The organism is Sphingopyxis sp. 10G20-10, from assembly GCF_057365075.1.
In genome coordinates, this window is the sequence record NZ_CP195117.1 from 462,007 (window position 1) to 483,235 (window position 21,229).

At 62.0% G+C, this 21,229-nt stretch carries 19 protein-coding genes and 1 tRNA gene; 7 read left to right on the top strand and 13 right to left on the bottom strand.

The window, feature by feature from the left end; genetic code table 11:
- Positions 1-4 precede the first annotated feature (4 nt).
- Positions 5-2,359 carry a TonB-dependent receptor gene (locus ACR3XE_RS02265; RefSeq protein ID WP_473699201.1) on the bottom strand — a complete coding sequence of 785 codons (2,355 nt, stop codon included), beginning with the start codon at positions 2,357-2,359 and terminating at the stop codon, positions 5-7.
- Between the two features lie 247 nt (positions 2,360-2,606).
- Here ACR3XE_RS02265 and ACR3XE_RS02270 point away from each other — a divergent pair, with 247 nt between their 5' ends.
- Positions 2,607-3,254: a TetR/AcrR family transcriptional regulator gene (locus ACR3XE_RS02270; protein WP_473699200.1), complete on the top strand. Its 648-nt coding sequence runs from the start codon at positions 2,607-2,609 to the stop codon at positions 3,252-3,254.
- A 5-nt stretch (positions 3,255-3,259) separates the two neighbouring features.
- Here ACR3XE_RS02270 and metW read toward each other — a convergent pair whose 3' ends face one another.
- Positions 3,260-3,850, bottom strand: coding sequence for a methionine biosynthesis protein MetW (gene metW / locus ACR3XE_RS02275; protein WP_473699199.1), 591 nt, complete (start codon positions 3,848-3,850; stop codon positions 3,260-3,262).
- Positions 3,847-4,974 (bottom strand): homoserine O-acetyltransferase MetX, encoded by a 1,128-nt coding sequence (gene metX / locus ACR3XE_RS02280; RefSeq protein ID WP_473699198.1) that lies wholly within the window; start codon positions 4,972-4,974, stop codon positions 3,847-3,849. The genes metW and metX overlap by 4 nt, the downstream gene beginning before the upstream one ends.
- Positions 4,975-5,064: 90 nt before the next feature.
- On the opposite strand from metX, the gene hisC reads away from it, so the two are divergent.
- Complete coding sequence (gene hisC, locus ACR3XE_RS02285) at positions 5,065-6,171, top strand: histidinol-phosphate transaminase (RefSeq protein ID WP_473699197.1); 1,107 nt, start codon at positions 5,065-5,067, stop codon at positions 6,169-6,171.
- A 6-nt stretch (positions 6,172-6,177) separates the two neighbouring features.
- Entirely contained in the window at positions 6,178-7,083 is a 906-nt protein-coding gene (locus tag ACR3XE_RS02290) for a prephenate/arogenate dehydrogenase family protein (protein ID WP_473699196.1), read from the top strand.
- 41 nt (positions 7,084-7,124) lie between these two features.
- Here ACR3XE_RS02290 and ACR3XE_RS02295 read toward each other — a convergent pair whose 3' ends face one another.
- The 4 genes from ACR3XE_RS02295 to ftsE are packed head-to-tail and all read right to left on the bottom strand — an operon-like array spanning position 7,125 to position 10,042.
- The gene (locus ACR3XE_RS02295; protein WP_473699195.1) at positions 7,125-7,862 is read right to left on the bottom strand and encodes a lysophospholipid acyltransferase family protein; all 738 of its coding nucleotides are present in this window, start codon (positions 7,860-7,862) and stop codon (positions 7,125-7,127) included.
- A 13-nt stretch (positions 7,863-7,875) separates the two neighbouring features.
- Entirely contained in the window at positions 7,876-8,406 is a 531-nt protein-coding gene (locus ACR3XE_RS02300) for a YdcF family protein (RefSeq protein WP_473699194.1), read from the bottom strand.
- Positions 8,403-9,308: a cell division protein FtsX gene (locus ACR3XE_RS02305; protein ID WP_473699193.1), complete on the bottom strand. Its 906-nt coding sequence runs from the start codon at positions 9,306-9,308 to the stop codon at positions 8,403-8,405. The genes ACR3XE_RS02300 and ACR3XE_RS02305 overlap by 4 nt, the downstream gene beginning before the upstream one ends.
- Positions 9,309-9,310: 2 nt before the next feature.
- Positions 9,311-10,042 carry a cell division ATP-binding protein FtsE gene (ftsE, locus tag ACR3XE_RS02310; protein ID WP_486185885.1) on the bottom strand — a complete coding sequence of 244 codons (732 nt, stop codon included), beginning with the start codon at positions 10,040-10,042 and terminating at the stop codon, positions 9,311-9,313.
- A 193-nt stretch (positions 10,043-10,235) separates the two neighbouring features.
- On the opposite strand from ftsE, the gene ACR3XE_RS02315 reads away from it, so the two are divergent.
- Entirely contained in the window at positions 10,236-11,027 is a 792-nt protein-coding gene (locus ACR3XE_RS02315) for a zinc-ribbon domain-containing protein (protein ID WP_473699192.1), read from the top strand.
- Here ACR3XE_RS02315 and ACR3XE_RS02320 read toward each other — a convergent pair.
- Positions 11,002-12,519 carry a glycerol-3-phosphate dehydrogenase gene (locus tag ACR3XE_RS02320; RefSeq protein ID WP_486185886.1) on the bottom strand — a complete coding sequence of 506 codons (1,518 nt, stop codon included), beginning with the start codon at positions 12,517-12,519 and terminating at the stop codon, positions 11,002-11,004. The genes ACR3XE_RS02315 and ACR3XE_RS02320 overlap by 26 nt on opposite strands.
- Complete coding sequence (locus tag ACR3XE_RS02325; RefSeq protein ID WP_473699190.1) at positions 12,516-13,553, bottom strand: YeiH family protein; 1,038 nt, start codon at positions 13,551-13,553, stop codon at positions 12,516-12,518. Before ACR3XE_RS02325 ends, ACR3XE_RS02320 begins: the two co-directional genes overlap by 4 nt.
- A 159-nt stretch (positions 13,554-13,712) precedes the next feature.
- Here ACR3XE_RS02325 and ACR3XE_RS02330 point away from each other — a divergent pair.
- Positions 13,713-13,789: transfer RNA gene (locus ACR3XE_RS02330), tRNA-Arg, on the top strand.
- 70 nt (positions 13,790-13,859) lie between these two features.
- Here ACR3XE_RS02330 and hutU read toward each other — a convergent pair.
- The 4 genes from hutU to hutI are packed head-to-tail and all read right to left on the bottom strand — an operon-like array spanning position 13,860 to position 19,067.
- Positions 13,860-15,527, bottom strand: a complete 1,668-nt coding sequence (gene hutU, locus ACR3XE_RS02335; protein ID WP_473699189.1) for a urocanate hydratase — start codon at positions 15,525-15,527, stop codon at positions 13,860-13,862.
- Positions 15,524-16,345, bottom strand: coding sequence for an N-formylglutamate deformylase (gene hutG / locus ACR3XE_RS02340; protein ID WP_473699188.1), 822 nt, complete (start codon positions 16,343-16,345; stop codon positions 15,524-15,526). Before hutG ends, hutU begins: the two co-directional genes overlap by 4 nt.
- The gene (gene hutH / locus ACR3XE_RS02345) at positions 16,342-17,865 is read right to left on the bottom strand and encodes a histidine ammonia-lyase (protein WP_473699187.1); all 1,524 of its coding nucleotides are present in this window, start codon (positions 17,863-17,865) and stop codon (positions 16,342-16,344) included. Before hutH ends, hutG begins: the two co-directional genes overlap by 4 nt.
- Positions 17,862-19,067, bottom strand: coding sequence for an imidazolonepropionase (hutI, locus tag ACR3XE_RS02350; RefSeq protein WP_473699186.1), 1,206 nt, complete (start codon positions 19,065-19,067; stop codon positions 17,862-17,864). Before hutI ends, hutH begins: the two co-directional genes overlap by 4 nt.
- Before the next feature lie 91 nt (positions 19,068-19,158).
- Here hutI and ACR3XE_RS02355 point away from each other — a divergent pair, with 91 nt between their 5' ends.
- Positions 19,159-20,514: a formimidoylglutamate deiminase gene (locus ACR3XE_RS02355; RefSeq protein ID WP_473699185.1), complete on the top strand. Its 1,356-nt coding sequence runs from the start codon at positions 19,159-19,161 to the stop codon at positions 20,512-20,514.
- The gene (gene hutC / locus ACR3XE_RS02360) at positions 20,511-21,227 is read left to right on the top strand and encodes a histidine utilization transcriptional repressor HutC (protein ID WP_473699184.1); all 717 of its coding nucleotides are present in this window, start codon (positions 20,511-20,513) and stop codon (positions 21,225-21,227) included. The genes ACR3XE_RS02355 and hutC overlap by 4 nt, the downstream gene beginning before the upstream one ends.
- The last annotated feature ends 2 nt before the right edge of the window (positions 21,228-21,229 follow it).

A 21,229-nucleotide genomic window follows, 5' to 3' on the forward strand; every position in this document is an offset into this window, starting at 1 on the left:
TCCGTCAGAATTTGATCGTGCCGGTGACAAACACCTGACGCGGATTGCCGTAGAATGCGGTCAGTGTGCCTTCTTTGCCCAGCGATGCTTGCGGCAGCCCGTTCGCTCCCGGAATGATCGCGCCAGTGGTGGGGTCCGCGACGACGAAGGTATAGCCTGACGTCTTATATTTCTTGTTCGCCAGATTCTTGCCGTGGATCCCGATGCTCCAGTGGTCGCCGGGGGCGTTGTAAACCAGATTGGCATCCCACAGCATAAAGCCCTTTTGATCGATATAAGGATTGGGGACTTCGAACTGATAGGTCTTGCTGCGATAGGATAGTGTCGTGCTGAAATTCACATCGCCGTCACCAACCGGCGTTGCATAGGCAAGCGTGCTGCTGGCGGTCCATTTCGGTGTATTCTGCACTTCGCGGAAATCAGCAACATCTGTCGGAACACCGCCGATGTTGGTGATGAACTGGTTATATTGCGCGTCGATAAAGCCCAGCGAACCCGACAAGTTAAGCCGGTCGCCCACAGCGGCCAGATCGCGACCGAGGCGGGCATTGGCTTCGAGTTCGACGCCCTTGAAGCTCGCTTTACCTGCGTTAGAAACGACACCGCAGAAGGTTGCGATTCCGCCGACATTACAGGCTACCGATCCAGGGATCTGGACATCGGTATAATCGGCATAGAAACCCGCGAGGGCGACGTTGAGCGCGCCGTCGAGCAGACGGCCCTTATAACCAACCTCATAGCTTTCGACCTTTTCGGGCCGGAAGCTGAGGAACGAAGCAACTTCGGCATCGCTGGGGACCCCGCTGGGGTTGGTGGTCGGCGCGTTGACGCCGAGACCGCGCGGATCGAAGCCGCCGCCTTTGAAGCCTTGCGAATAGCTGGCGTAAAAATTGGTATCGGAATTGGGCTGGAAGCTCAGCGAAGCGCGCGGGGTGAATTTGTTGAAACTGCGGCTGCCTTCGAAATCGGTGCTCGGTGCCCCAAACAGGATGCCAGCGCCGCCAAAGGCGGGCGAACCGCCACCCAGATAATTCTGCCGCAGGATCGAAGCGGTGCGCTTGTCCCAGGTATAACGGCCGCCGAGCGACAGGCTGAGCTGGTCGGTGATATCATAAGTGAAATCACCAAATACGGCATAGGTTTGGGTGTCGACATCGGCCTCGGTAAAGGCTGTGAAGCCGGCAAAGGTTGTGAACAGGCGGACATCAAAGAGCGTGTCGGCGCTGGCGTCGAGATAATAGAATCCGACCAATCCGTGCAGGCGGTCGCTTTCATATTGCAGCTGGAATTCCTGACTGATCTGTTCGTTGCGGTAAAAGCCCGGTACGTCGAGGTCGACGGCAGGCAGCGCATCGAAATCGATCGGTGTCGCGGTGTCATCTTTGCGCCAAGCGCTGATCGAGCGCAGCGTAACATTATCGCTGAGTTCCGCCGTGACATTCATCGACAGGCCGTAAGCCTCGATTTCCTGCTTAGGGTCATTGAGCCCGCCGCGCGTGTCGAACACGTCGTCGAGCACCGGAGCGCCGGACGCAGCCCCGGGAATCAAGCGATGGCCGCCACGCGGATTGCTCTTGTCCTTGGTATAGTCGCCCGAGATGCGAATGAGGACCGGCGCACCATAGCCGCCCAGTTCAACGGTGCCGCGCGCGGCCCACAGATCCTTGTTGTAATTTTCGAGACCGGTGGTCAGATTGTCGCCAAATCCGCCGCGCGACAACCGGGCAACCGATCCGCCGACCCGCACTATATCCCCAAGCGGCGCTGAAACGGTGAGGACGCCGTCGGCTTGATTATAGCTGCCATAGGTGCCTTTAATCTTGAGCGAGAAATCCTGCGGAAGTGGCTTGGTGACATATTTGACCGCGCCGCCGATGGTGTTGCGGCCATAGAGTGTGCCCTGCGGGCCGCGCAGCACTTCGATCCGTTCGACATCATAAATGTCGAGCACGGCGGCCTGCGGACGGTTGAGATACACATCGTCAAGATAGATGCCGACACCCTGTTCGAAACCCGACACGGGATCCTGCTGGCCGACACCGCGGATGAAAGCCGACAGCGTCGAATTGGTGCCGCGCGATGCCTCTAGCGTCGTGTTGGGGGTGGTTTGACCCAAGTCGGTGATGTCGAGCGCACCGCTACGCTGAAGCGCTTCACCCGAATAGGCAGTGACAGCGATCGGCACGTCCTGCAGGCTTTCCTCGCGGCGGCGGGCGGTGACGATGATCGTAGTACCGTCACCGTCATCGGCGCTGGCGCTCTGCGTATCCTGAGCAAGGGCAACGGGCGCCACGGCAAGCAGGCCAAGGGCGCTGGATGCAAGGCAGGCAATCCGCAACGGACGGAAAAAATGGCGCATGATGTCTCTCCACAAACGGTCGGTGAATGTCCGACGCTCAGATAATATGACTTGGCCCTTGCCAAGCTGACATGTGCCCAATAATGAAAGGTGAACCAACTTTCAACTTCTAAAGTGAAATCACTATGAATTGCCGACAAGTGATGCGAAAATACCACGGTGATAGCCAATCTATACATGGCTATCGGGGCCGTCAGCGTCGGAGAAACGAGCCGTGTCGGTACGGATATGAAGGGGCAAAACGCTGATGGGTCAGTCAAAATCAACGTCGACAGGTGACGGTGGCACCTCCGGTCATGACAAGGTACCGCGGACCGAACGCGGACGCCGCACTTTGCGCAAATTGCTCGACGCGGCAGCGATTGAATTTGGCGACCGCGGTTTTCACGATGCCTCGATCAGCGGGATAACGCGGCGTGCGGGAACGGCGCTCGGCAGTTTTTATACCTATTTCGATTCCAAGGAAGAAATCTTCCAGGGGCTGGTGCGCTATATGAGTGGTCAGTTACGCGACCATGTGACGCCGCTGGTGCAGGAGGCCCCTGACGAGATTGCCGCCGAACGGATTGGTTTGGAATCCTTTCTGGACTTTGTTCGCCAGCATAAGGAAATTTATCGCATCATCGACGAGGCTGAATTCGTCGATTACGCCGCCTATCGTGAACATTATGAAACCACGGTCGATCGCATCCGCCAAAGGCTGGAGGCCGGAGCCGCACGCGGCGAAATTCGTCCCGACGTTGGTGAAATACACGCCTGGGCCATTGGCGGGATGAACGTGTTTCTGGGCCTGCGCTATGGGTTGTGGGACAATGACGCAGATATCAAGGACGTCGCCCGCGTCGCCAATGACCTTCTTGCGCATGGATTGGCTTCCAACAAGGGTCAGTCCTGACCCGCTTATGCGCGACTGAGCAGGAAAATGGCATGTTCGGCGCGCCAGTTGGCAGCAGCGGCGCTGGTCGGCCTGTCGCCAGACAGATACCAGGCCGCCTCGACCCCAATTCCCTGCTCGCGCACCAGTTCGCGAAAATCATTCACAGTGACATGGTGGATATTGGGGGTTTCATGCCATGCGACGGGCAACAGGCGCGTCACCGGCATCCGCCCGCTCCACAGCAGCGCGAGCCGCACCCGCCAATGGGCAAAGTTGGGGAAACTAACAAAGGCGCGCGGCGCGATCCGCATCAATTCGGCAACAATCTGGTCCGGCCGCTCTGTCGTCTGCAATGTCTGTGATAATATCGCATAGTCAAAGGCATCGTCGGGATAATCGGCCAGATCATGATTGGCATCGCCTTGAATTACGGCCTGTCCGCGCGCCATGGCGGCGGTGACATTGGCGGCGTCGATCTCCAGCCCGCGGGCATCAATAGCTTTGTCGTCGCGCAAGGCCGCCATCAGTGTGCCATCACCGCAGCCAATGTCGAGCACGCGCGCACCAGCGGGAACGGCAGCGGCGATAATCGCTAGGTCGGGGCGCAGCGTCATGTCTGGTGGCCCGCGGTCAAAAAGCCCGCAACCAACCTGTCGAGGTCGGGCACGTCGAGAAGGAAGCTGTCATGGCCAAAAGGCGCCGACAGTTCGACAAAACTTGCCGACGCGCCGACGCTTTGCAGTGCCTGAACAATGCGGCGTGATTCGGCGGTGGGATAGAGCCAATCAGTGTCGAAACTGACGAGCGCGAAGCGTACATCGCGTGAGTCGGCGAAGGCCCCTGCAAGCCGCCCGTCATGCGGATCGGCCAGATCGAAATAATCCATCGCGCGGGTGATATACAGATAGGCATTGGCATCAAAGCGGTCTGAAAAAGCCAGTCCCTGATAGCGTAAATAGGATTCGACTTGAAAATCGGTGTCAAAGCCAAAGCTCTTAATGTCACGCGCCTGCAACCGTCGCCCGAATTTCTCGGTCAGCCCCGCTTCGGACAAATAGGTGATATGCGCGGCCATGCGGGCGACCGCTAGCCCTTTGGCGGGTGTGCGGTTGCTGGTGTAATAGCTGCCGTCCTGCCAATCGGGGTCGGCCATGATTGCCTGTCGTCCCACCTCATGAAAGGCGATATTTTGCGCCGAATGGCGCGCGGCGCTGGCAATGATGATCGCCGAGGCCAACCGCCCTGGATAACGGGCGGCCCAGACAAGTGCCTGCATCCCGCCCATCGACCCGCCGACGACGGCATGAAGTCGCGAAATATCCAGATGATCCAGCAACATGACCTGCGCCCGCACCATGTCGGCAATGGTGATGACGGGAAAGCGCATCCCATAGGGTTCGCCGGTCGCGGGGTCGTTGCTGGCGGGGCCGCTAGACCCCATGCAACTGCCCAGCACATTGGCGCAGAGGACAAAGTAGCGGTTGGTATCGATGGGTTTGCCCGGCCCGACCATGCGCGTCCACCATCCCGGCTTACCAGTGCCGGGGTGCGGGCTTGCGACATATTGATCGCCGGTCAGGGCGTGGCAAATCAGGATCGCATTCGATCGATCGGCGTTCAGCGTGCCATAGCTTTCATAGCCGATGGTGACCTCTGACAGTGTCTGCCCGCTGTCGAGCGACAGCGGCGATGCGATCGTTACGCCCTTGTGGCGGATTTGGTGCAATGCGGTGGCCATGGCTGAGCGGGGCTAAGCGGCGCGCTCGCGGCTGTCAACGCGAAGCGCTACAGGCTGGACTCAGCGCCGCCAGTCGTTAAACGCCGCCCTATGACCGACAAGACCCCCATATTGAACCCCAAGCCGTGGATCAGCGGCATCGCCCCTTATGTGCCCGGCAAGTCGAGCGGTGCGGACGGTCGTCCGCTGGTCAAACTCAGTGCGAATGAGAATCCATTGGGCACCGGATCGGCCGCGCGTGAGGCGTTTCGGGCCGCTGCAGACGATCTGGCGCGCTATCCCGACCCCGGCGCGATGGCGCTGCGGCAGGCGATTGCCGATAAATATGGGCTTGATCCGGCGCGGGTGATTTACGGCACCGGATCGGACGAGCTGCTCCACCTGGCCGCCAGTGCCTATGCCGGACCGGGCGATGAGGTGCTTTATGTTCGGTACGGCTTTGTCGTTTACGAGATCGCGGCGCGGCGTGTTGGTGCGGTGCCGGTGGAGGCCGACGACCGCGACTATGCGACCGATGTCGATGCGCTGCTCGCCGCGATGACCGACAAGACGCGCGTTGTTTATCTGGCCAACCCGAACAATCCCACCGGCACGCTGGCTTCCCGCGAAGAGGTGGCACGGCTCCACGCCGGCCTTCCTGCCGATGTGCTGTTTGTGCTCGATCAGGCCTATGCCGAATATCTCGATCCGCAAGACGATGACGGCGGGCTCGCCCTAGCGGCCAGCGCGGCCAATGTGTTGGTTACGCGTACTTTCTCCAAGATTCACGGGCTTGCCGCAGAACGTATCGGCTGGGGCTATGCCAGCGCTGAAGTGATCGATGCGCTGCACCGGATCAGGGCGCCGTTCAACGTCACCCGCTGCGGTCAGGCGGCGGCGGTTGCGGCGATTCACGACGATGAGTTTGTGGACAACAGCCGCGCCCATAACAAGCAGTGGCGCGACTGGTTGACGCAGGAACTGGGGACGCTGGGCAATCATGGCGTGCGCGTTATCCCATCGGCGACCAATTTCCTGCTCGTCCTGTTCGAGGGCGCGGTATCGGCTGAGGCGGTCAATCTGGCGCTGATGGACGCAGGCTATATTGTGCGCTGGCTGCCCGGTCAGGGGCTGCCCAACGCGCTGCGCATTACTATCGGCACCGAAGCCGAAACACGCGGCGTTGCAGCGGCGGTTCGCGCCGCCGTGGGTGATTGATCCTGTATGGTGCATGATATCAAGCACTTGGCGGTTATCGGGCTGGGGCTGATCGGTTCATCGATTGCCCGCGCCGTGGCCGAGCATCTGTCTGATGTTACGATAACCGGCTTTGATGCCGACCCGGCGGTTTGCGAAGCAGCGCGGCGGATCGGGCTGTGCACCATCGCCGATGATGCGGCGACGGCGGTCACTGACGCCGATCTGGTCATATTGGCGGTGCCGGTTGGTGCCATGGCGTCAGCGGCGCAAGCCATAGCCACCGGATTGTCCGAAAAAGCGCTGATTTCAGACGTTGGCTCGTCGAAAGCCGGGGTGGCTTCTGTGTTGGGGCGCGAATTGCCCGACCATATTATCATCCCCGCGCATCCGGTCGCGGGAACAGAGAATAGCGGCCCCGAAGCGGGCTTTGCCAGTCTGTTCGACGGGCGCTGGTGCATTTTGACCCCCGCGCCTGACGCGCCCGCCGATGCGGTGGCGACGCTCACCCATTTCTGGGAAGCGCTGGGGGCCAAGGTCGAGACGATGGACGCGGCTCACCACGACATGGTGCTCGCGCTGACCAGCCATTTGCCGCATCTGATCGCCTATACAATCGTCGGCACTGCCAGCGAGCTGGAAGAGGTCACCGAGAGTGAAGTGATCAAATATTCGGCGGGTGGCTTTCGCGATTTCACCCGCATTGCGGCGAGCGATCCGGTGATGTGGCGCGATGTGTTCCTGGCCAATAAGGACGCGGTGCTGGCGACGCTGCAGCGCTTCAACGAGGATCTGACCGTGTTGCAACAGGCGATCCGCCGCGGTGATGGCGACAAGCTGGAAGACTGGTTCACGCGCACGCGCACCATCCGTCGCTCGATTATCGCCGAAGGGCAGGACGATCCGGCCCCCGATTTCGGTCGCAAACATTGATAATGGGCCGCCCGCTTTTGATAGAGAGCGGTATCTGAACCTTAGTCGCTGGTCGGGGTCGCTTCGGCCAGCAAGGCTTCGGGCGGGTTGAGCGCGTTGATGGCGGCGCGGACGCGGGCCTCTGCTTCGTCGCGGGGCAGGCCGGGCGGGATGGTGTCGCCGACGCGATAGGTGATGGTGCCCGACCATTTGACCCATTTGCGCGGCGGATAAGTCGGCCCCGAATTGACCGCGACCGGAATCACTGGAACCTTGAGCATCCGATAGAGACCTGCAAATCCGGCGCGCAGCCCCGGCGCTTCACCGTGCGGGACGCGCGTTCCTTCGGCAAAAAGGCACAAGGGGCGGCCCTTGTCGAGCGCGGCGCGGGCGTTGGCCAGCATCGCGCGCATAGCCGCCGAACCGCCGTCGCGATTGACCGGGATCAGGCCGTAAAAGCGCGCCGCCTGTCCCCATACCGGTATCGAGAATAATTCTTCCTTGGCGAACACCGCCGGATATTTGAACAACAAAGGTTGCTCGATCGTCTCGAACGCCGATTCATGTTTGAACACGTAAAGCACCGGAATGTCGGGCATTTCGCCCTCGATTACAATGTGCTGACCCAGCAGGAATCGGCACGCCTGCCGATGGACCCACGCCCAGCTGCGGACAAAGAAGACCGTCCCCTTGTGCGAGATGGGCAAGGCGATCACGCCGCCGATTGAGCTGATGCTGCTCATCAGGACAAAGGTGATCCAGAACAGGATAGACCGGACGAGCGCGACAAAAAATCTCATGATGTCGTGCGCTTCATAGACCCAGAAGGCCGCCAGCCAGCCCCGCGAGATATTTATGATATTCGCGGAACAAAGTGCCAAGTGATGGCTGGCTGCGTACCGCGTCGGGCAAGATGGTCACCTTGTCGCCCACAGCGCGTTCGATTTCATATTCGGCGCGCCGCATATGCCAGTCGGTCGTGATCAGCCGGATGCTGCGATAGTTGCGCCGCGCAACCCATGTGGCCACCTCTGTGGCGTTCGAACGCGTATCCTCAGCCTCAAAACCCAGCGCGATGCAGCAGTTGAACAGGCGCATCGGCCGATGATATTCGGCGGCGAGTTCGCGTGGTTTCACATCCTTGTCGACGCCGCTGATCAGCAATCGCTTGGCATCGCCCGCCTCCAGCCGTTCGAGCGCGCGGTCGATGCGGCCGGGTCCGCCAGTAAGCACGACAATCGCGTCGGTCTTGGCCGGAGCGGCGGGCAGGGGGAGCAGCAGGGCGAACCAGGCAAAGCCCAGTACCCACGCCAGGAAAATAAGGGAAATCAAGCGTTTGATCATAAAATCTTCTTGAGCGCGGCGAGCAAGGTCAACCGCGCGGTGAGCGCTGCGAGCGCGATAGCCAATAGCGGCAACGCCAGCAAGAGCAGCCAGCCGCCAGCGTCCATTGTGGCGGTTGCGGCCAGCCCTGACGTGACGCCCGACACTTGCCAGCCGATCAGGAACAGCATCACGCCACCAGCCAGCGTGCCGAGCAGGATGCCATAGGCGGTATCGATAGCAATGCGGCGCTGGAACAACCGGGTAATCTGGCGGTCGGTAGCACCGATCAGATGGAGCATTTCAATCGTAGCAAAATGGGTACCGAGCGCGGCGCGCGCGGTCATAATAACGATGGCGCCGCTCGCCAGTGTCATCAGCACGACCATCGCCACGGCAATCCATGCGAGCGATCGGATCAGCCGCTCCACCGGACCCAGCCATTCGGCGTGCGGGATGACGCGGGCGCCCGGTGCCTCCTCATCGACAAGCGCCTGCAATCGCGCCAGATGATTGCCGCGATCGCCGCCCAGAAAATCAATATCAATGAGCGCAGGCAGTGGCAGCGACTTGAGCACCGGATCATCGCCGCCCGAACCGCCAAACCATTGGCCAAGCGTCGCCAGCAACTCGTCCTGGCTCACCGCACGGGCGGCGCGGACATAGGGTTGGCTCGCGGCCTTGCGGCGCAGGCGACTTGCCTGCTCGGCGCGGGTTTCGGGGTTTGCGGTGACGATCTGCACCGTCACGCGTCCGGCAATGGCACTGCTAATATTAGCCGCCGAATGCCACAGGGTGACGCCGGCGGCGGCGGCGAGCAGGGTCAGCATCATCAGGACCGCCATGACCCACGGTGTCGGACCCGACAGGCGGCGATCGGGGAGCAAACGGCGATGCTGGACGGGAACGCGCGGAATAATCATCGCTAGTTCCGGTTGGCGGGGGGGTAGCGTAGCGCCCCGGTGGGATCGGCAAGGCGACCTTTTTCCAGCCGCATCATTTGCGCCTTGTCGATACGGCTGATCAAATGAATGTCATGGGTCGCGACAACGACTGTGGTGCCCAGCCGGTTGAGCGCCTCGAACAATCCCAACAGTCGCATCGCCATTTCGGGATCGACGTTACCCGTCGGTTCGTCGGCGACCAACAATTGCGGGCGCGCGATCACCGCGCGCGCGATGGCGACGCGCTGTTGCTCTCCGCCCGACAGGGTGGCCGGTCGGGCATGGGCGCGGTCGTTGAGGCCGATCCAGCTCAACATTTCGCCCACCGGCCCTGCCAGATCCTCTTCGCTGACCCCCGCGATGCGCAGCGGCAGCGCAATATTGTCGCGCGCGCTCAAGTGCGGGATCAGGCGGAAATCCTGAAACACCACGCCAATGCGGCGGCGAAAGCCCGGCATTCGGTGGCGCGGCATCGCCACCAGGTCTTCACCGAACAGGCGAACAATGCCGCGACTTGGCCGCTGCGCGAGATAGAGCATTTTCAACAGCGACGTCTTGCCCGCGCCCGATGGGCCGGTGAGGAAGTAAAAACTGCCCGGCTGCAGGTTAAAGCTAACGTCGCTCAACACTTCGGCATCGGGACCATAGCGCAGTCCGACCCGATCAAATTCGACCATCGCGCCGCCCGGCCGTGATAATCCTGCCTCGCTCATGACGCCACGCCCGAGGAAGAATGCCGGGCTAGCCGCAACAGCGCAGAGGGTAGAACAGGGGCCATAGATGTGGCTCTTGCACGCTTGCCGGACAAGGTAAAGACGGTTGCCATTGCGTAAATGTCCAATGGTCGACGCACAGGCGTTACGCAGCCCTTGCCAGCGCCGCGCGATGCGTGTTTAGAGGAGCGCCATGATCCTCGCCTGCCCATCCTGTCATACCCGCTATGTCGTGCCCGATACCGCCATTGGTGCCAATGGCCGGACGGTGCGTTGCGCCAATTGCCGCCACAGCTGGTTCCAGGATCCGGTTGCGGCCCCGCGCACGGAGCCGGTTGTTGACGCTGATCCGACTGTCGCACCTCAGACGCCTGCACCGGCACCAGATCCGCAACCGGAATCGGCACCTCCTTCCATAGTGAGCACCTCCGATTCAGCGAGCGAGCCGGAGCCTGCGGTTGCCGCGCCGCCGCCTGAAGCCTTTGCTGCGCAACCCGAAGCCGCACCGATTCCTGCCCCTGAGGCCGAGGAACCGCTGCCGTTCCTCCGCGCGCGCCGCAACCCGGCCCGACGCTGGACGATTATTGCGACGATTGCCGCCAGTCTGATGATCGCTGCGACGGCCGGGCTTTATTATTTCGGGCTACCCAGTTGGGCCGCCGGACTGGGCTTCCCCGGCATGACCAGCGAGCCCGATCTGGTGATCGAACTGCCGCCCAATCAGGACCATCGCGAACTCGCCGATGGCACGATTTACTTTGCTGCATCGGGCGTGATCATCAATCCGACCGATCGCGAGCAGCGTGTCCCGCCTATCCTCGCCGAATTGCGCGATGCGCAGGGGACCATCGTCTATAGCTGGACGATTAAACCGCCAGTGCGCGTGTTGCCGCCCAATGAAAAGGTCAATTTCAGCGAGGCCAAGCTCGACATACCGCGCCGCGCCACCCAGTTGACGGTTAGTTGGGCGCTTCCACGCGGCTGACCGCCTCCGCGACATAGGTGGTCAGCGCCGCGACCTCGGCTGCACTGAAGCGCAGCCCCAATTTGCTCCGTCGCCAGAGAATATCGTCGGTGCTGCGCGCCCATTCGTGGGTGATGAGATAATCCACTTCGGCAGCGGTCAGTCCATGGCCGAAATCGTCGCCCAGCGCGGCCCATTCATGGTGATCGCCCAGCCATTGCGCCATTGCGGTGCCATAGCTGCGGAATAGTCGCGCCATAACAGTGGACGGAACAAAGGAGTAGCGCGCCGCCAGCGCCTCGCGTGTGTTCGCAATGACATCGAGGCTGAAATTGCCGCCAGGCAGGGCCTCGCTGCGTGTCCAGCCGTGCCGTGCGTCATCGACAATGTCCGACAGCTGCGTCAGCGCATCCTCGGCCAACTGGCGGTAAGTGGTTATTTTACCGCCAAAAATCGTCAATATCGGGGCTTTTCCATCGACGTCGTCGCGCTCGATGGCATAGCCGCGCGTCGCCGCCTCGGGCTTGCCCGAACCATCGTCGATCAACGGGCGCACCCCGGCAAAGCTCCACACCACATCTTCGACCCGCACCGGCTCGGAAAAATAATCGGACGCGGCTTTGCATAGATAGGTGATTTCGGCGTCGCTCGCGCGAACATGTGTCAGATCGCCATGATGATCGGCGTCGGTGGTGCCGATCAGGGTGAAATCCTCCTCATAGGGAATGGCAAAAAAGATGCGGCCATCGTCATTCTGGCCGAAATAGGCGCGATCATGCTCGGTCTTGCGCGGCACCACGATATGCGACCCGCGCACCAGCCGTGACCCCAGTTTATGGCTGACCCTGGCTTGCTCCAGCAGGTCGAGGACAGATGGCCCTGCTGCATTGATGACGCTGCGCGCAGTCAGGATGCGCTTACTGCCATCGGGACGAGTCAGGACCAGTCGCCACAGCCCGTCAATCCGTTCCATTTTTGTGACGTCATGGCGCGTCAATATCGTCGCGCCATGGTGGCCGGCAGAAACGGCGTTGAGCGCGACCAGTCGCGCATCATCGACCCAACAGTCACTATATTCAAAGGCTTGGGTGAATTTGGGCTTGAGTGCTTTGCCCGCAGCATCGCGTCGCAGGTCGAGCGAAGTTGTGGACGGCAGGCGTTTGCGACCTCCGATATGATCGTAAAGGAACAAGCCGAGGCGAACGAGCCAGCGAGATCGGGCGCCGGGCTTGTCAGGCAAGACAAAGCGCATCGGCCGGATGATATGCGGCGCAATGGCCCAAAGCCGCTCGCGCTCGATCAATGATTCGCGAACCAGCGCAAATTCATAATGCTCCAGATAGCGCAGCCCGCCATGAATCAGCTTGGTCGAGGCCGACGAGGTGCCTTGCGCGAGGTCAAAGCGTTCGACCAGAGCCACCGTTGCGCCGCGCCCGGCGGCATCGCGGGCAATACCCGCGCCATTCACGCCGCCGCCGATGACGACAAGGTCGAAAGGGGGGGCGTCGCTCACAGGGCCAGCGCCGCCGTAAGGCCCAGCACAAAGCTGGTGAGGGTGGCGACCATGACCGGTGCAAAACTGCGCCACCCCTGATCGAGAAGCAGGTGGAGCCGCGCCTTCATCGCGGTGGCGACAATGGCGAGCAGCAACAAGGCTTGCGCTGCGTTGGTCGCTCCCTCGCGAACCGGCACCGGCAGCGCGATGAGCGAATTCAGCGCCGCGATCGCCAGAAAGCCGGTTATGAACCAGGGCAGGCGCAACGGAATGCGCGATGTCGACACTATCTCACCCGCCTGACGGCCAAGCCAGAGCGCGACGAACATCAGCATCGGGGCAAGCAATGCGACGCGGGTCAGTTTGACGATGGTGGCGACTTCACCCGCCTTGGGCGAGAAGGAGAAGCCGCCGCCGATGGCTTGGGCGACGTCGTGGATCGATGCGCCGATCAGGAACCCCGCCTGTGTATCGGTCATCCCCAGCTGGGCCGCCAAAACCGGATAGACGGTCATGGCGAGGGCGCTGGCGATGGTGATGCCGACCAACACCATCGTAAAACGCGCCTGATCGACCCGCTTTTCACCAATCAACGAATAGAGAGCCAGCGCCGCAGATGCGCCGCAAATGGCGGTCGCGCCGCCCGCCAGCAGCGCGGGATAACGATCCTGCCCGAACCAGCGCGCGGTACCGACGGTGATGGCCATGACCGCGATCATGATGCCGATCAGCATGGCAAAGGGCAGTGGGCCAAGATCGATCAACTGTCCGGCGGTAATGCGTGCGCCGACCAGCACGATACCGATCCGCAACGCCGTTTGTGACATCAGATCAAGGCCGGCGTGGGTGCGCGGATCCTGCGATATAAAGCTGAGTGACAGGCCGATGAGCAGCCCCATCAACACCAGCGGTGCGGCATAATGGTCGGCCAGCCAAGCGGCGGCGAGCGCTGCGGCGGTGGTGACGAGCATTCCGGGCAAGTAATCGCGCCAGCGATGTCGCGCCGGCGGGCTCGCTTCCAGCTGCATCTCGCCATATAGATCGGCGGCCATGGGCCAATTTGCTTCGGACAGCTTCACCGCTGGAACCCTTCGCTGCATTTCCGGCGTCCGCTTCGCACAAAGTGCGGCTCGTGCGCAATGGCCGATCTCGCGTCGCTGCGATAGGCCATTGCTGGCAAGCCACCAGCTTGCTAGAGGCCGCCTTCACCGGCACCCGTAGCTCAGCTGGATAGAGCGCTGCCCTCCGAAGGCAGAGGCCACAGGTTCGAATCCTGTCGGGTGCACCATTTCCATTATAACTCTTTGATATTTAGCGAATTTCCTATCAAGAGATTTGCCTGCGGCGACTATTTTTTGTCAGCCAAGAATGGCGGGCAGGTCGAGGCCCTTGTCAGCAGCGCAGGCGAGGGCGTCGTCATAACCGGCATCGGCATGGCGCATCACCCCCGTGGCGGGGTCATTCCACAGCACCCGTTCCAGCCGTTTTGCGGCTTCCGCCGTGCCATCGGCGACGATCACCATGCCGCTATGCTGCGAAAAGCCCATGCCGACACCGCCGCCATGGTGCAGCGACACCCAGGTCGCGCCGCTGGCGGTGTTGAGCAGCGCGTTGAGCAGCGGCCAGTCCGACACGGCATCGCTGCCGTCGCGCATCGCCTCAGTCTCGCGATTGGGGGAGGCGACCGATCCTGAATCGAGATGGTCGCGGCCAATGACGATGGGGGCTTTCAATTCGCCGCTCGCCACCATCTCGTTGAACGCCATCCCCAGCCGGTGGCGGTCGCCCAGCCCGACCCAGCAAATGCGTGCTGGCAGGCCCTGAAACTGGATATTCTCCTGCGCCATATCGAGCCAGTTGTGGAGGTGCATATCGTCGGGCAGCAGCTCTTTGACCTTGTCGTCGGTTTTATAGATGTCTTCCGGATCGCCGGACAGGGCGACCCAGCGGAAGGGGCCAACGCCGCGACAAAAGAGCGGGCGTATATAGGCGGGGACAAAGCCGGGGAAGTCGAAGGCATTGGTGACGCCTTCATCCTTGGCGACCTGCCTTATATTATTGCCATAATCGGCGGTCGGAACCCCAGCCGCCTGAAAGTCGAGCATGGAGCGCACATGTGTGGCCATCGATGCCTTGGCGGCGGTGGCGACGGTGTCGGGCGCGCTCTCGCGTTTCTCGATCCATTCGGCGACCGTCCAACCGGCGGGCAGATAGCCGTTCACCGGATCATGCGCGCTCGTCTGATCGGTCAAAAGGTCAGGGCGGATGCCGCGCGCGAACATGGTTGGCAGAATTTCCGCAGCGTTGCCCAACAGCCCGACCGACAGCGGCTTCTTTTCGGCGCAGCTTTTTTCGATCAGCGCCATGGCTTCGTCGATGGTCGAAGCGGCGACGTCGAGATAGCCGGTGCGCAGCCTCATTTCGATGCGGCTTGGCTGGCATTCAATTGCGAGGCACGATGCGCCAGCCATCACCGCCGCCAGTGGCTGCGCGCCGCCCATACCGCCCAAGCCGGCGGTGAGCAGCCATTTGCCCGACAGGTCGCCGCCATAATGCTGGCGACCCATTTCGACAAAGGTTTCGTACGTGCCCTGCACAATGCCTTGCGTGCCGATGTAGATCCATGAGCCCGCCGTCATCTGGCCGTACATGGCGAGTCCGCGCTTATCGAGCTCGTTGAAATGATCCCAATTTGCCCAGTGCGGGACGAGATTGCTGTTTGCGATCAGCACGCGCGGGGCGTCGGCATGGGTACGGAACACGCCGACGGGCTTGCCCGATTGGACGAGCAAGGTTTCGTCGGCTTCCAGCCGTTTGAGCGTTTCAACAATCTTGTCATAGCTGTTCCAGTCGCGCGCGGCGCGGCCGATGCCGCCATAGACCACCAGTTCCTCTGGCCTCTCTGCCACGTCGGGGTGGAGATTGTTCATCAGCATCCGCAACGGCGCTTCGGTTAGCCAGCTTTTTGCCGACAGCTCGGTTCCGGTGGCGGGCTTGATGATGCGGCTGTTGTCGAGGCGGTTCATAATGATCCTTTCGGGCGCGCTGCAAAATTCAGGCACGCGGTCAAAATGGCGGAAAGCGTGGTGGTGATATTATCGGCCCGTGCGGGGGCAAATGGTGTGGGCCAGTTGGTCTCGTCGGCCGTTTGTGGTTCGTCGATATAGCCGCGCATGGCGAGTTCCATCTGGATGGCGTGAATGCCCTGTTCGGGACGCCCGTAATGGCGCGTTGTCCAGCCGCCGCGAAAACGCCCGTTGACGACATGGCTGTCGCCGCTGTCGGCGCATAGTTTCGCAACCGTGCTGGTGAGGGCGGGGTCGCAGGTCCGGTCACCGTCGGTGCCTATGTTGAATTGCGGCAATTCGCCGTCGAACAGGCGCGGGACATGGCTGCGGATCGAATGGACATCGTAAAGCACGACGCGCGGATGATGCGAGCGAAGCCGCGCAATCTCTTGGCTCAGCGCCGCATGATAGGGGGTGAACCAAGCTGCGCGCCGCCGTGCAATTTCGGCCTCGTCGGGTTCGGCATCGGCATAGAGCGGCTCACCGTCAAATGTGGTGATGGGACAAAGACCGGTGGTCGCTTGGCCGGGGTAGAGCGAGACCCCTTTGGGGTCGCGGTTGACGTCGATGACGCTGCGCGAAATGTCGGTTCGCACGATGGTGGCGCCAAGGTCCGTTGCGAAAGCATAGAGGCGATCGACCCACCAGTCGGCATCGCGGCGTGCAAGCCAAGGCGAGCGGAACTGGTGTTCGACATCGGCAAGGTCGCTTCCCGTATGCGGGAAGGCAACGACCAACGGCGCATCGCCGCGTATGACGCTCAGCCAATCGTTCATAAGATACCCGGCAAATCATGGCCCGCGACCAGATCGCCCGACCGGACGAGCGCGGTTGCAGCCTCCATGTCGGGATGGAAATGACGGTCTTCGTCGAGCGTCGGTACGGTGGCGCGGAGCAGCGCGCGGGCGCGTTCGAGCGCAGCTGACGATGTGAGCGGGGCGTGGAAGTCACAGCCTTGCGCCGCGGCGAGCCATTCGATGCCGACGACTGCGGTGGCGTTGCGCGCCATCGCGGCCAGCCGCCGCGCGCCATGCGCCGCCATCGACACATGATCCTCTTGGTTGGCCGAGGTGGGGATCGAATCGACGCTGGCGGGATAGGCGCATTGCTTGTTCTCGCTGACCAGCGCCGCCGCGGTCACCTGTGGAATCATAAAGCCCGAATTCAGCCCCGGACGCGGGGTCAGGAAAGCGGGCAGGCCCGACAAGGCCGGATCGACCAGCATCGCGACGCGCCGTTCGGCAATCGATCCGATTTCGCAGATCGCCATGGCGACCATATCGGCGGCAAAGGCAACGGGTTCGGCGTGGAAATTGCCGCCCGACAGCGCCTCGTCACTGTCGGCAAAAATCAGTGGATTGTCCGACACGCCATTGGCCTCGACCTCCAATGTTGTGGCCGCCTGGCGCAGCAGGTCGAGCACCGCGCCCATCACCTGTGGCTGGCAGCGCAGGCAATAAGGGTCCTGCACGCGCGGGTCGTTGACCTGATGCGAAGCGCGGATCGCCGAACCGGTCATCAGGTCGCGCAGCGCAGCGCCCACGGCCATCTGTCCGGCATGACGACGCAGTGCATGGATGCGCGGATCAAAGGGGGCGTCCGATCCTTTCGCGGCCTCGGTCGATAGCGCACCCGTGACCAGAGCCGAGCGGAACAGCAAGTCCGCTTCGAACAGTCCGGCGAGCGCGTTGGCAGTCGAAAATTGGGTGCCGTTGAGCAGCGCCAGCCCTTCTTTGGGGCCGAGGGTCAGCGGGGTCAGCCCCGCCCCCGCCAGCGCCGCCTTGGCAGGCGTTGCTTTGCCGTTGACGAAAATCTCTCCCACCCCGATCATCGCCGCCGCCATATGGCTGAGCGGGGCGAGGTCGCCGCTGGCTCCGACCGATCCTTGTGAGGGGATGACGGGTGTCAGACCGTGGACTAGCATCGCTTCGATCATCGCGACGGTGGCGGGCTGGACGCCCGATGCGCCCATGCCAAAGCTGGCCAGCTTGAGCGCCATCATCAGGCGGATGATCGGCACCGGGCTGGGCTCGCCGGTTCCGGCGGCATGGCTGAGCACGATGTTGCGTTGAAGCGTCGCCAGATCCTCATCGTCGATCCGCACGCTGGCGAGTTTCCCAAAGCCGGTGTTGATCCCGTACACCGGTTCGTGCCGCGCAAGGATACACGCAACGGCGGCGGCGCTTTCGGCTATGGCGGGCGCGCAGTCGGGGGTTAGTCTGACCGCCGCGCCCCGATACACATTGCGCCATTGCGCCAGCGACACAGCGCCGGGGGACAGGATGATGTCGGTCATTGACCACTCCAGATGCGGGCATGGAGCGGGTTGAACCCCATGCGGTAAACAAGGTCGGCGGGACGGTCGATGTCCCAGATGGCGAGGTCGCATTGCTTGCCGGTTTCGATGGTTCCGATGCGATTGTGGAGCCCCAGTGCGCGCGCGGCGTGGCGCGTCACACCGAGCAGACATTCGTCGACCGTCAGGTGAAACAAAGTCGCTCCCATGTTCATCACCAGCAACGGCGATGTCAGTGGTGAGGTGCCGGGGTTGCAGTCGGTCGCGATCGCGATCGCGACGCCGACATCGCGGAGCGCCTGAACCGGCGGCAGCTGTGTTTCGCGGACGAAATAAAAGGCCCCGGGCAACAGCGTCGCGACGGTTCCGGCCTTGGCCATGGCGGCAATGCCGTCTGTATCCAGAAACTCCAGATGGTCGGCCGAAAGCGCGCCATGGTCAGCGGCGAGCGTGCTGCCGTGCAGGTTCGACAATTGCTCGGCATGGAGCTTGACCGGAAGGTCATGTTTCTGGGCGGCGGCAAAGACCCGCGCAACTTGTTTGCGCGAAAATCCGATCCCCTCGCAAAAGGCATCGACCGCATCGGCCAGCCCCTCGCGGGCAACCGCCGGGATCATCTCGTCGCAAACCAGATCGACATAAGCGTTGGGTCGGTCGGCATATTCGGGCGGCAGTGCATGGGCGCCGAGGAAGGTCGTGCGCACGCTTATCTGGCGTTCTTCGCCCAGCCTCTTTGCGGCGCGCAGCATCTTGATTTCATCATCTATGGTCAGCCCATAGCCCGATTTGATTTCGACTGTGGTGACCCCCTCAGCAATCAGCGCATCGAGGCGGGGTAGGGTTGCGGCGACCAGATCGGCTTCACTGGCCTCGCGTGTGGCGCGCATGGTCGAGACGATGCCGCCGCCAGCACGGGCGATGTCTTCATAGCTCGCACCCTCCAGCCGCATTTCAAACTCATGCGCCCGGTTGCCAGCATAGATCAGGTGGGTGTGCGGATCGATGAGGCCGGGCGTAATCCAGCGCCCGTCGCAATCGATCATTTCCGCCGCCTCGAAAGGCCCCATATTCTCCATGCTGTCGGCAAAGATGATCTGGCCGTCTAGCGCGGCTATCGCACCCTGTTCGATGACGCCCAAACCTTCGCGGTCGGGGCGCATGGTTGCGATGCGGGCATTGATCCACAGGCGGTCGCAACGCATCGCTTTCTCCGATTGACTTTGGGGTCGACTCAATAAAGTATATACATAATTATCGCGGCGCGGCAATCTGTCCAGAGGCTGGAGGCAATAAATGCGACTTTGGTTCGAAAAAGCGCTGACAGCGGACAGTTGGCGCGAAGAGGTGCGCCTTACCATCACCGACGGCCGGATCGCGGAAATCGCCTGCAATCAGCCGCCACAGCCCGATGACGAGCGCCATGCCATTGCGCTGCCCGGACTTCCCAATCTCCACAGCCATGCCTTTCAGCGCGGGATGGCGGGGCTCGCCGAATGCGCGGGCGAGGGTGACGACAATTTCTGGACCTGGCGCGACATCATGTATCGCTTTGTCGACCGACTCGACCCCGAAGGACTGAACGCCATTGCGGCGCTCGCCTATGCCGAGATGCTGGAGTGTGGTTTTACCCGCGTCGGTGAATTTCATTATCTGCATCATGACCGCGATGGCGCGCCCTATGCCGAGCCCGCGGTCATGACGGCGGCGATTGCCGAGGCGGCGCAGGAGACCGGAATCGGCCTGACGCTGCTGCCGGTCTTTTATGCCCATTCCGGATTTGGTGCCGCGCCGCCGACACACGGCCAGCGCCGCTTCATCCACGATGTCGACGGTTTTGCGCATTTGCTCGAAGGCGCGCGTGCCTGTGTTGCCTCGCTGCCCGACGCGCGCGTCGGGGTTGCTCCGCACAGCCTGCGCGCGATCAGCGTCGAACAGTTGCGGGCTCTGGTGGGACTGGCAGGCGATGGTCCGCTGCATATCCACATTGCCGAACAGGTCGCCGAGGTCGAGGCCTGTCTGGCGTGGAGCGGCAAGCGTCCGGTCGAATGGTTGTTCGATGCGGTCGATGTCGATCCGCGCTGGTGCCTTGTCCACGCCACCCATGTCGAGACGCAGGAGTGGCAGATGATCGCCACGTCTGGCGCGGTTGTCGGGCTGTGTCCGGTCACCGAGGCCAATCTGGGCGACGGAATCTTTCCTGCCGCCGCTTTTCAAAAGGGTGGTGGACGCTTTGGCATTGGCTCTGATTCCAATGTCCGCATCGATGCGTGCGAAGAATTGCGGCTGCTCGAATATGGCCAGCGCCTGACGCATCGGTCGCGCAATTGCCTGGCCTCTGGACCGGGTGAGTCGACCGGAGGAACGCTGTGGCGGGCGGCTTTGGATGGCGGGGCGCAGGTGCTCGGCGTAGGCGAGACGGGATTGCGTGTTGGCGCATCGGCGGACCTTCTGTCGCTGCGGCCTGACCATCCGGCGCTGGCGGCGACGACGGGTGATCAGATCCTTGATGCCATGATTTTTGCGGGCGGACGCGAGGCGGTGGATCATGTGTGGCGCGCAGGGGTGAAGCAGGTCAGCGGCGGTCGCCACCATGCGCGCGAAGCGATCGAAGCGCGCTATGTGCAGACCATCAGAAAGCTGATGGCGTGACCAAGCCGCTCCCCATCAAGCCGGTTTTGCACCGCCAGATACGCAGCGACATTGAACAGCGCATCATGTCGGGTGAATGGCCGGCAGGGCATCGCATTCCGGTCGAACAGGAACTGATGACCGAATATTCCTGCTCGCGCATGACGGTGAACAAGGCGTTGCGCGCGTTGGTACAGGCCGGAATGCTGGAAAGCCGCAAGCGCGCCGGAACCTTTGTCGCAACGCCGCAGCAGCACCGCGCTGCGCTGGAGATTCCCGACATGCGATCGGATGTGGAGGCGCAGGGCAAGGCCTATCGGCTCGACCTCCTGTCCAGTGTCCGCAGAACCGCGACGCCTGATGACCAGTTGCTTCTCAAAGGTGCCGAAGGCGAAATATTGGCGCTCGACTGCCGCCATATGGCGGACGAAACGCCCTATGCGCTCGAACATCGGTTGATCAATCTGGACGCCGTTCCCAAGGCGGAGAGCATTGACTTTTCGCAGGAACCGCCCGGTTCGTGGTTGCTGGCGCATGTGCCCTGGACCGAGGCCGAACATCGCATCACGGCGCTCAATGCACCCGCTCAAACCGCCGGTCTATTAGGATTGGAAACGGGGACGGCGTGCATCGGGTTGGAGCGCTGGACGTGGCGCGGGGTTGACCGGATCACCTATGCGCGGCTGATTTACCCCGGCAATCGTCACGCCTTGATCGCCCATTTCCACGCCTGAGC

What these genes read in the sequence shown, in the direction of transcription:
- ACR3XE_RS02315 (WP_473699192.1), top strand. Translation starts at nt 10,236, where the DNA reads ATGATCCTCGCCTGCCCATCCTGTCATACCCGCTATGTCGTGCCCGAT.
- ACR3XE_RS02270 (WP_473699200.1), top strand. Translation starts at nt 2,607, where the DNA reads ATGGGTCAGTCAAAATCAACGTCGACAGGTGACGGTGGCACCTCCGGT.
- hutG (WP_473699188.1), bottom strand. Translation starts at nt 16,345, where the DNA reads ATGAACGATTGGCTGAGCGTCATACGCGGCGATGCGCCGTTGGTCGTT.
- metX (WP_473699198.1), bottom strand. Translation starts at nt 4,974, where the DNA reads ATGGCCACCGCATTGCACCAAATCCGCCACAAGGGCGTAACGATCGCA.
- ACR3XE_RS02290 (WP_473699196.1), top strand. Translation starts at nt 6,178, where the DNA reads ATGGTGCATGATATCAAGCACTTGGCGGTTATCGGGCTGGGGCTGATC.
- ACR3XE_RS02295 (WP_473699195.1), bottom strand. Translation starts at nt 7,862, where the DNA reads ATGAGATTTTTTGTCGCGCTCGTCCGGTCTATCCTGTTCTGGATCACC.
- ftsE (WP_486185885.1), bottom strand. Translation starts at nt 10,042, where the DNA reads ATGAGCGAGGCAGGATTATCACGGCCGGGCGGCGCGATGGTCGAATTT.
- hutU (WP_473699189.1), bottom strand. Translation starts at nt 15,527, where the DNA reads ATGAACCGCCTCGACAACAGCCGCATCATCAAGCCCGCCACCGGAACC.
- ACR3XE_RS02300 (WP_473699194.1), bottom strand. Translation starts at nt 8,406, where the DNA reads ATGATCAAACGCTTGATTTCCCTTATTTTCCTGGCGTGGGTACTGGGC.
- ACR3XE_RS02325 (WP_473699190.1), bottom strand. Translation starts at nt 13,553, where the DNA reads ATGGCCGCCGATCTATATGGCGAGATGCAGCTGGAAGCGAGCCCGCCG.
- hisC (WP_473699197.1), top strand. Translation starts at nt 5,065, where the DNA reads ATGACCGACAAGACCCCCATATTGAACCCCAAGCCGTGGATCAGCGGC.
- ACR3XE_RS02265 (WP_473699201.1), bottom strand. Translation starts at nt 2,359, where the DNA reads ATGCGCCATTTTTTCCGTCCGTTGCGGATTGCCTGCCTTGCATCCAGC.
- ACR3XE_RS02305 (WP_473699193.1), bottom strand. Translation starts at nt 9,308, where the DNA reads ATGATTATTCCGCGCGTTCCCGTCCAGCATCGCCGTTTGCTCCCCGAT.
- hutH (WP_473699187.1), bottom strand. Translation starts at nt 17,865, where the DNA reads ATGACCGACATCATCCTGTCCCCCGGCGCTGTGTCGCTGGCGCAATGG.
- ACR3XE_RS02355 (WP_473699185.1), top strand. Translation starts at nt 19,159, where the DNA reads ATGCGACTTTGGTTCGAAAAAGCGCTGACAGCGGACAGTTGGCGCGAA.
- metW (WP_473699199.1), bottom strand. Translation starts at nt 3,850, where the DNA reads ATGACGCTGCGCCCCGACCTAGCGATTATCGCCGCTGCCGTTCCCGCT.
- hutI (WP_473699186.1), bottom strand. Translation starts at nt 19,067, where the DNA reads ATGCGTTGCGACCGCCTGTGGATCAATGCCCGCATCGCAACCATGCGC.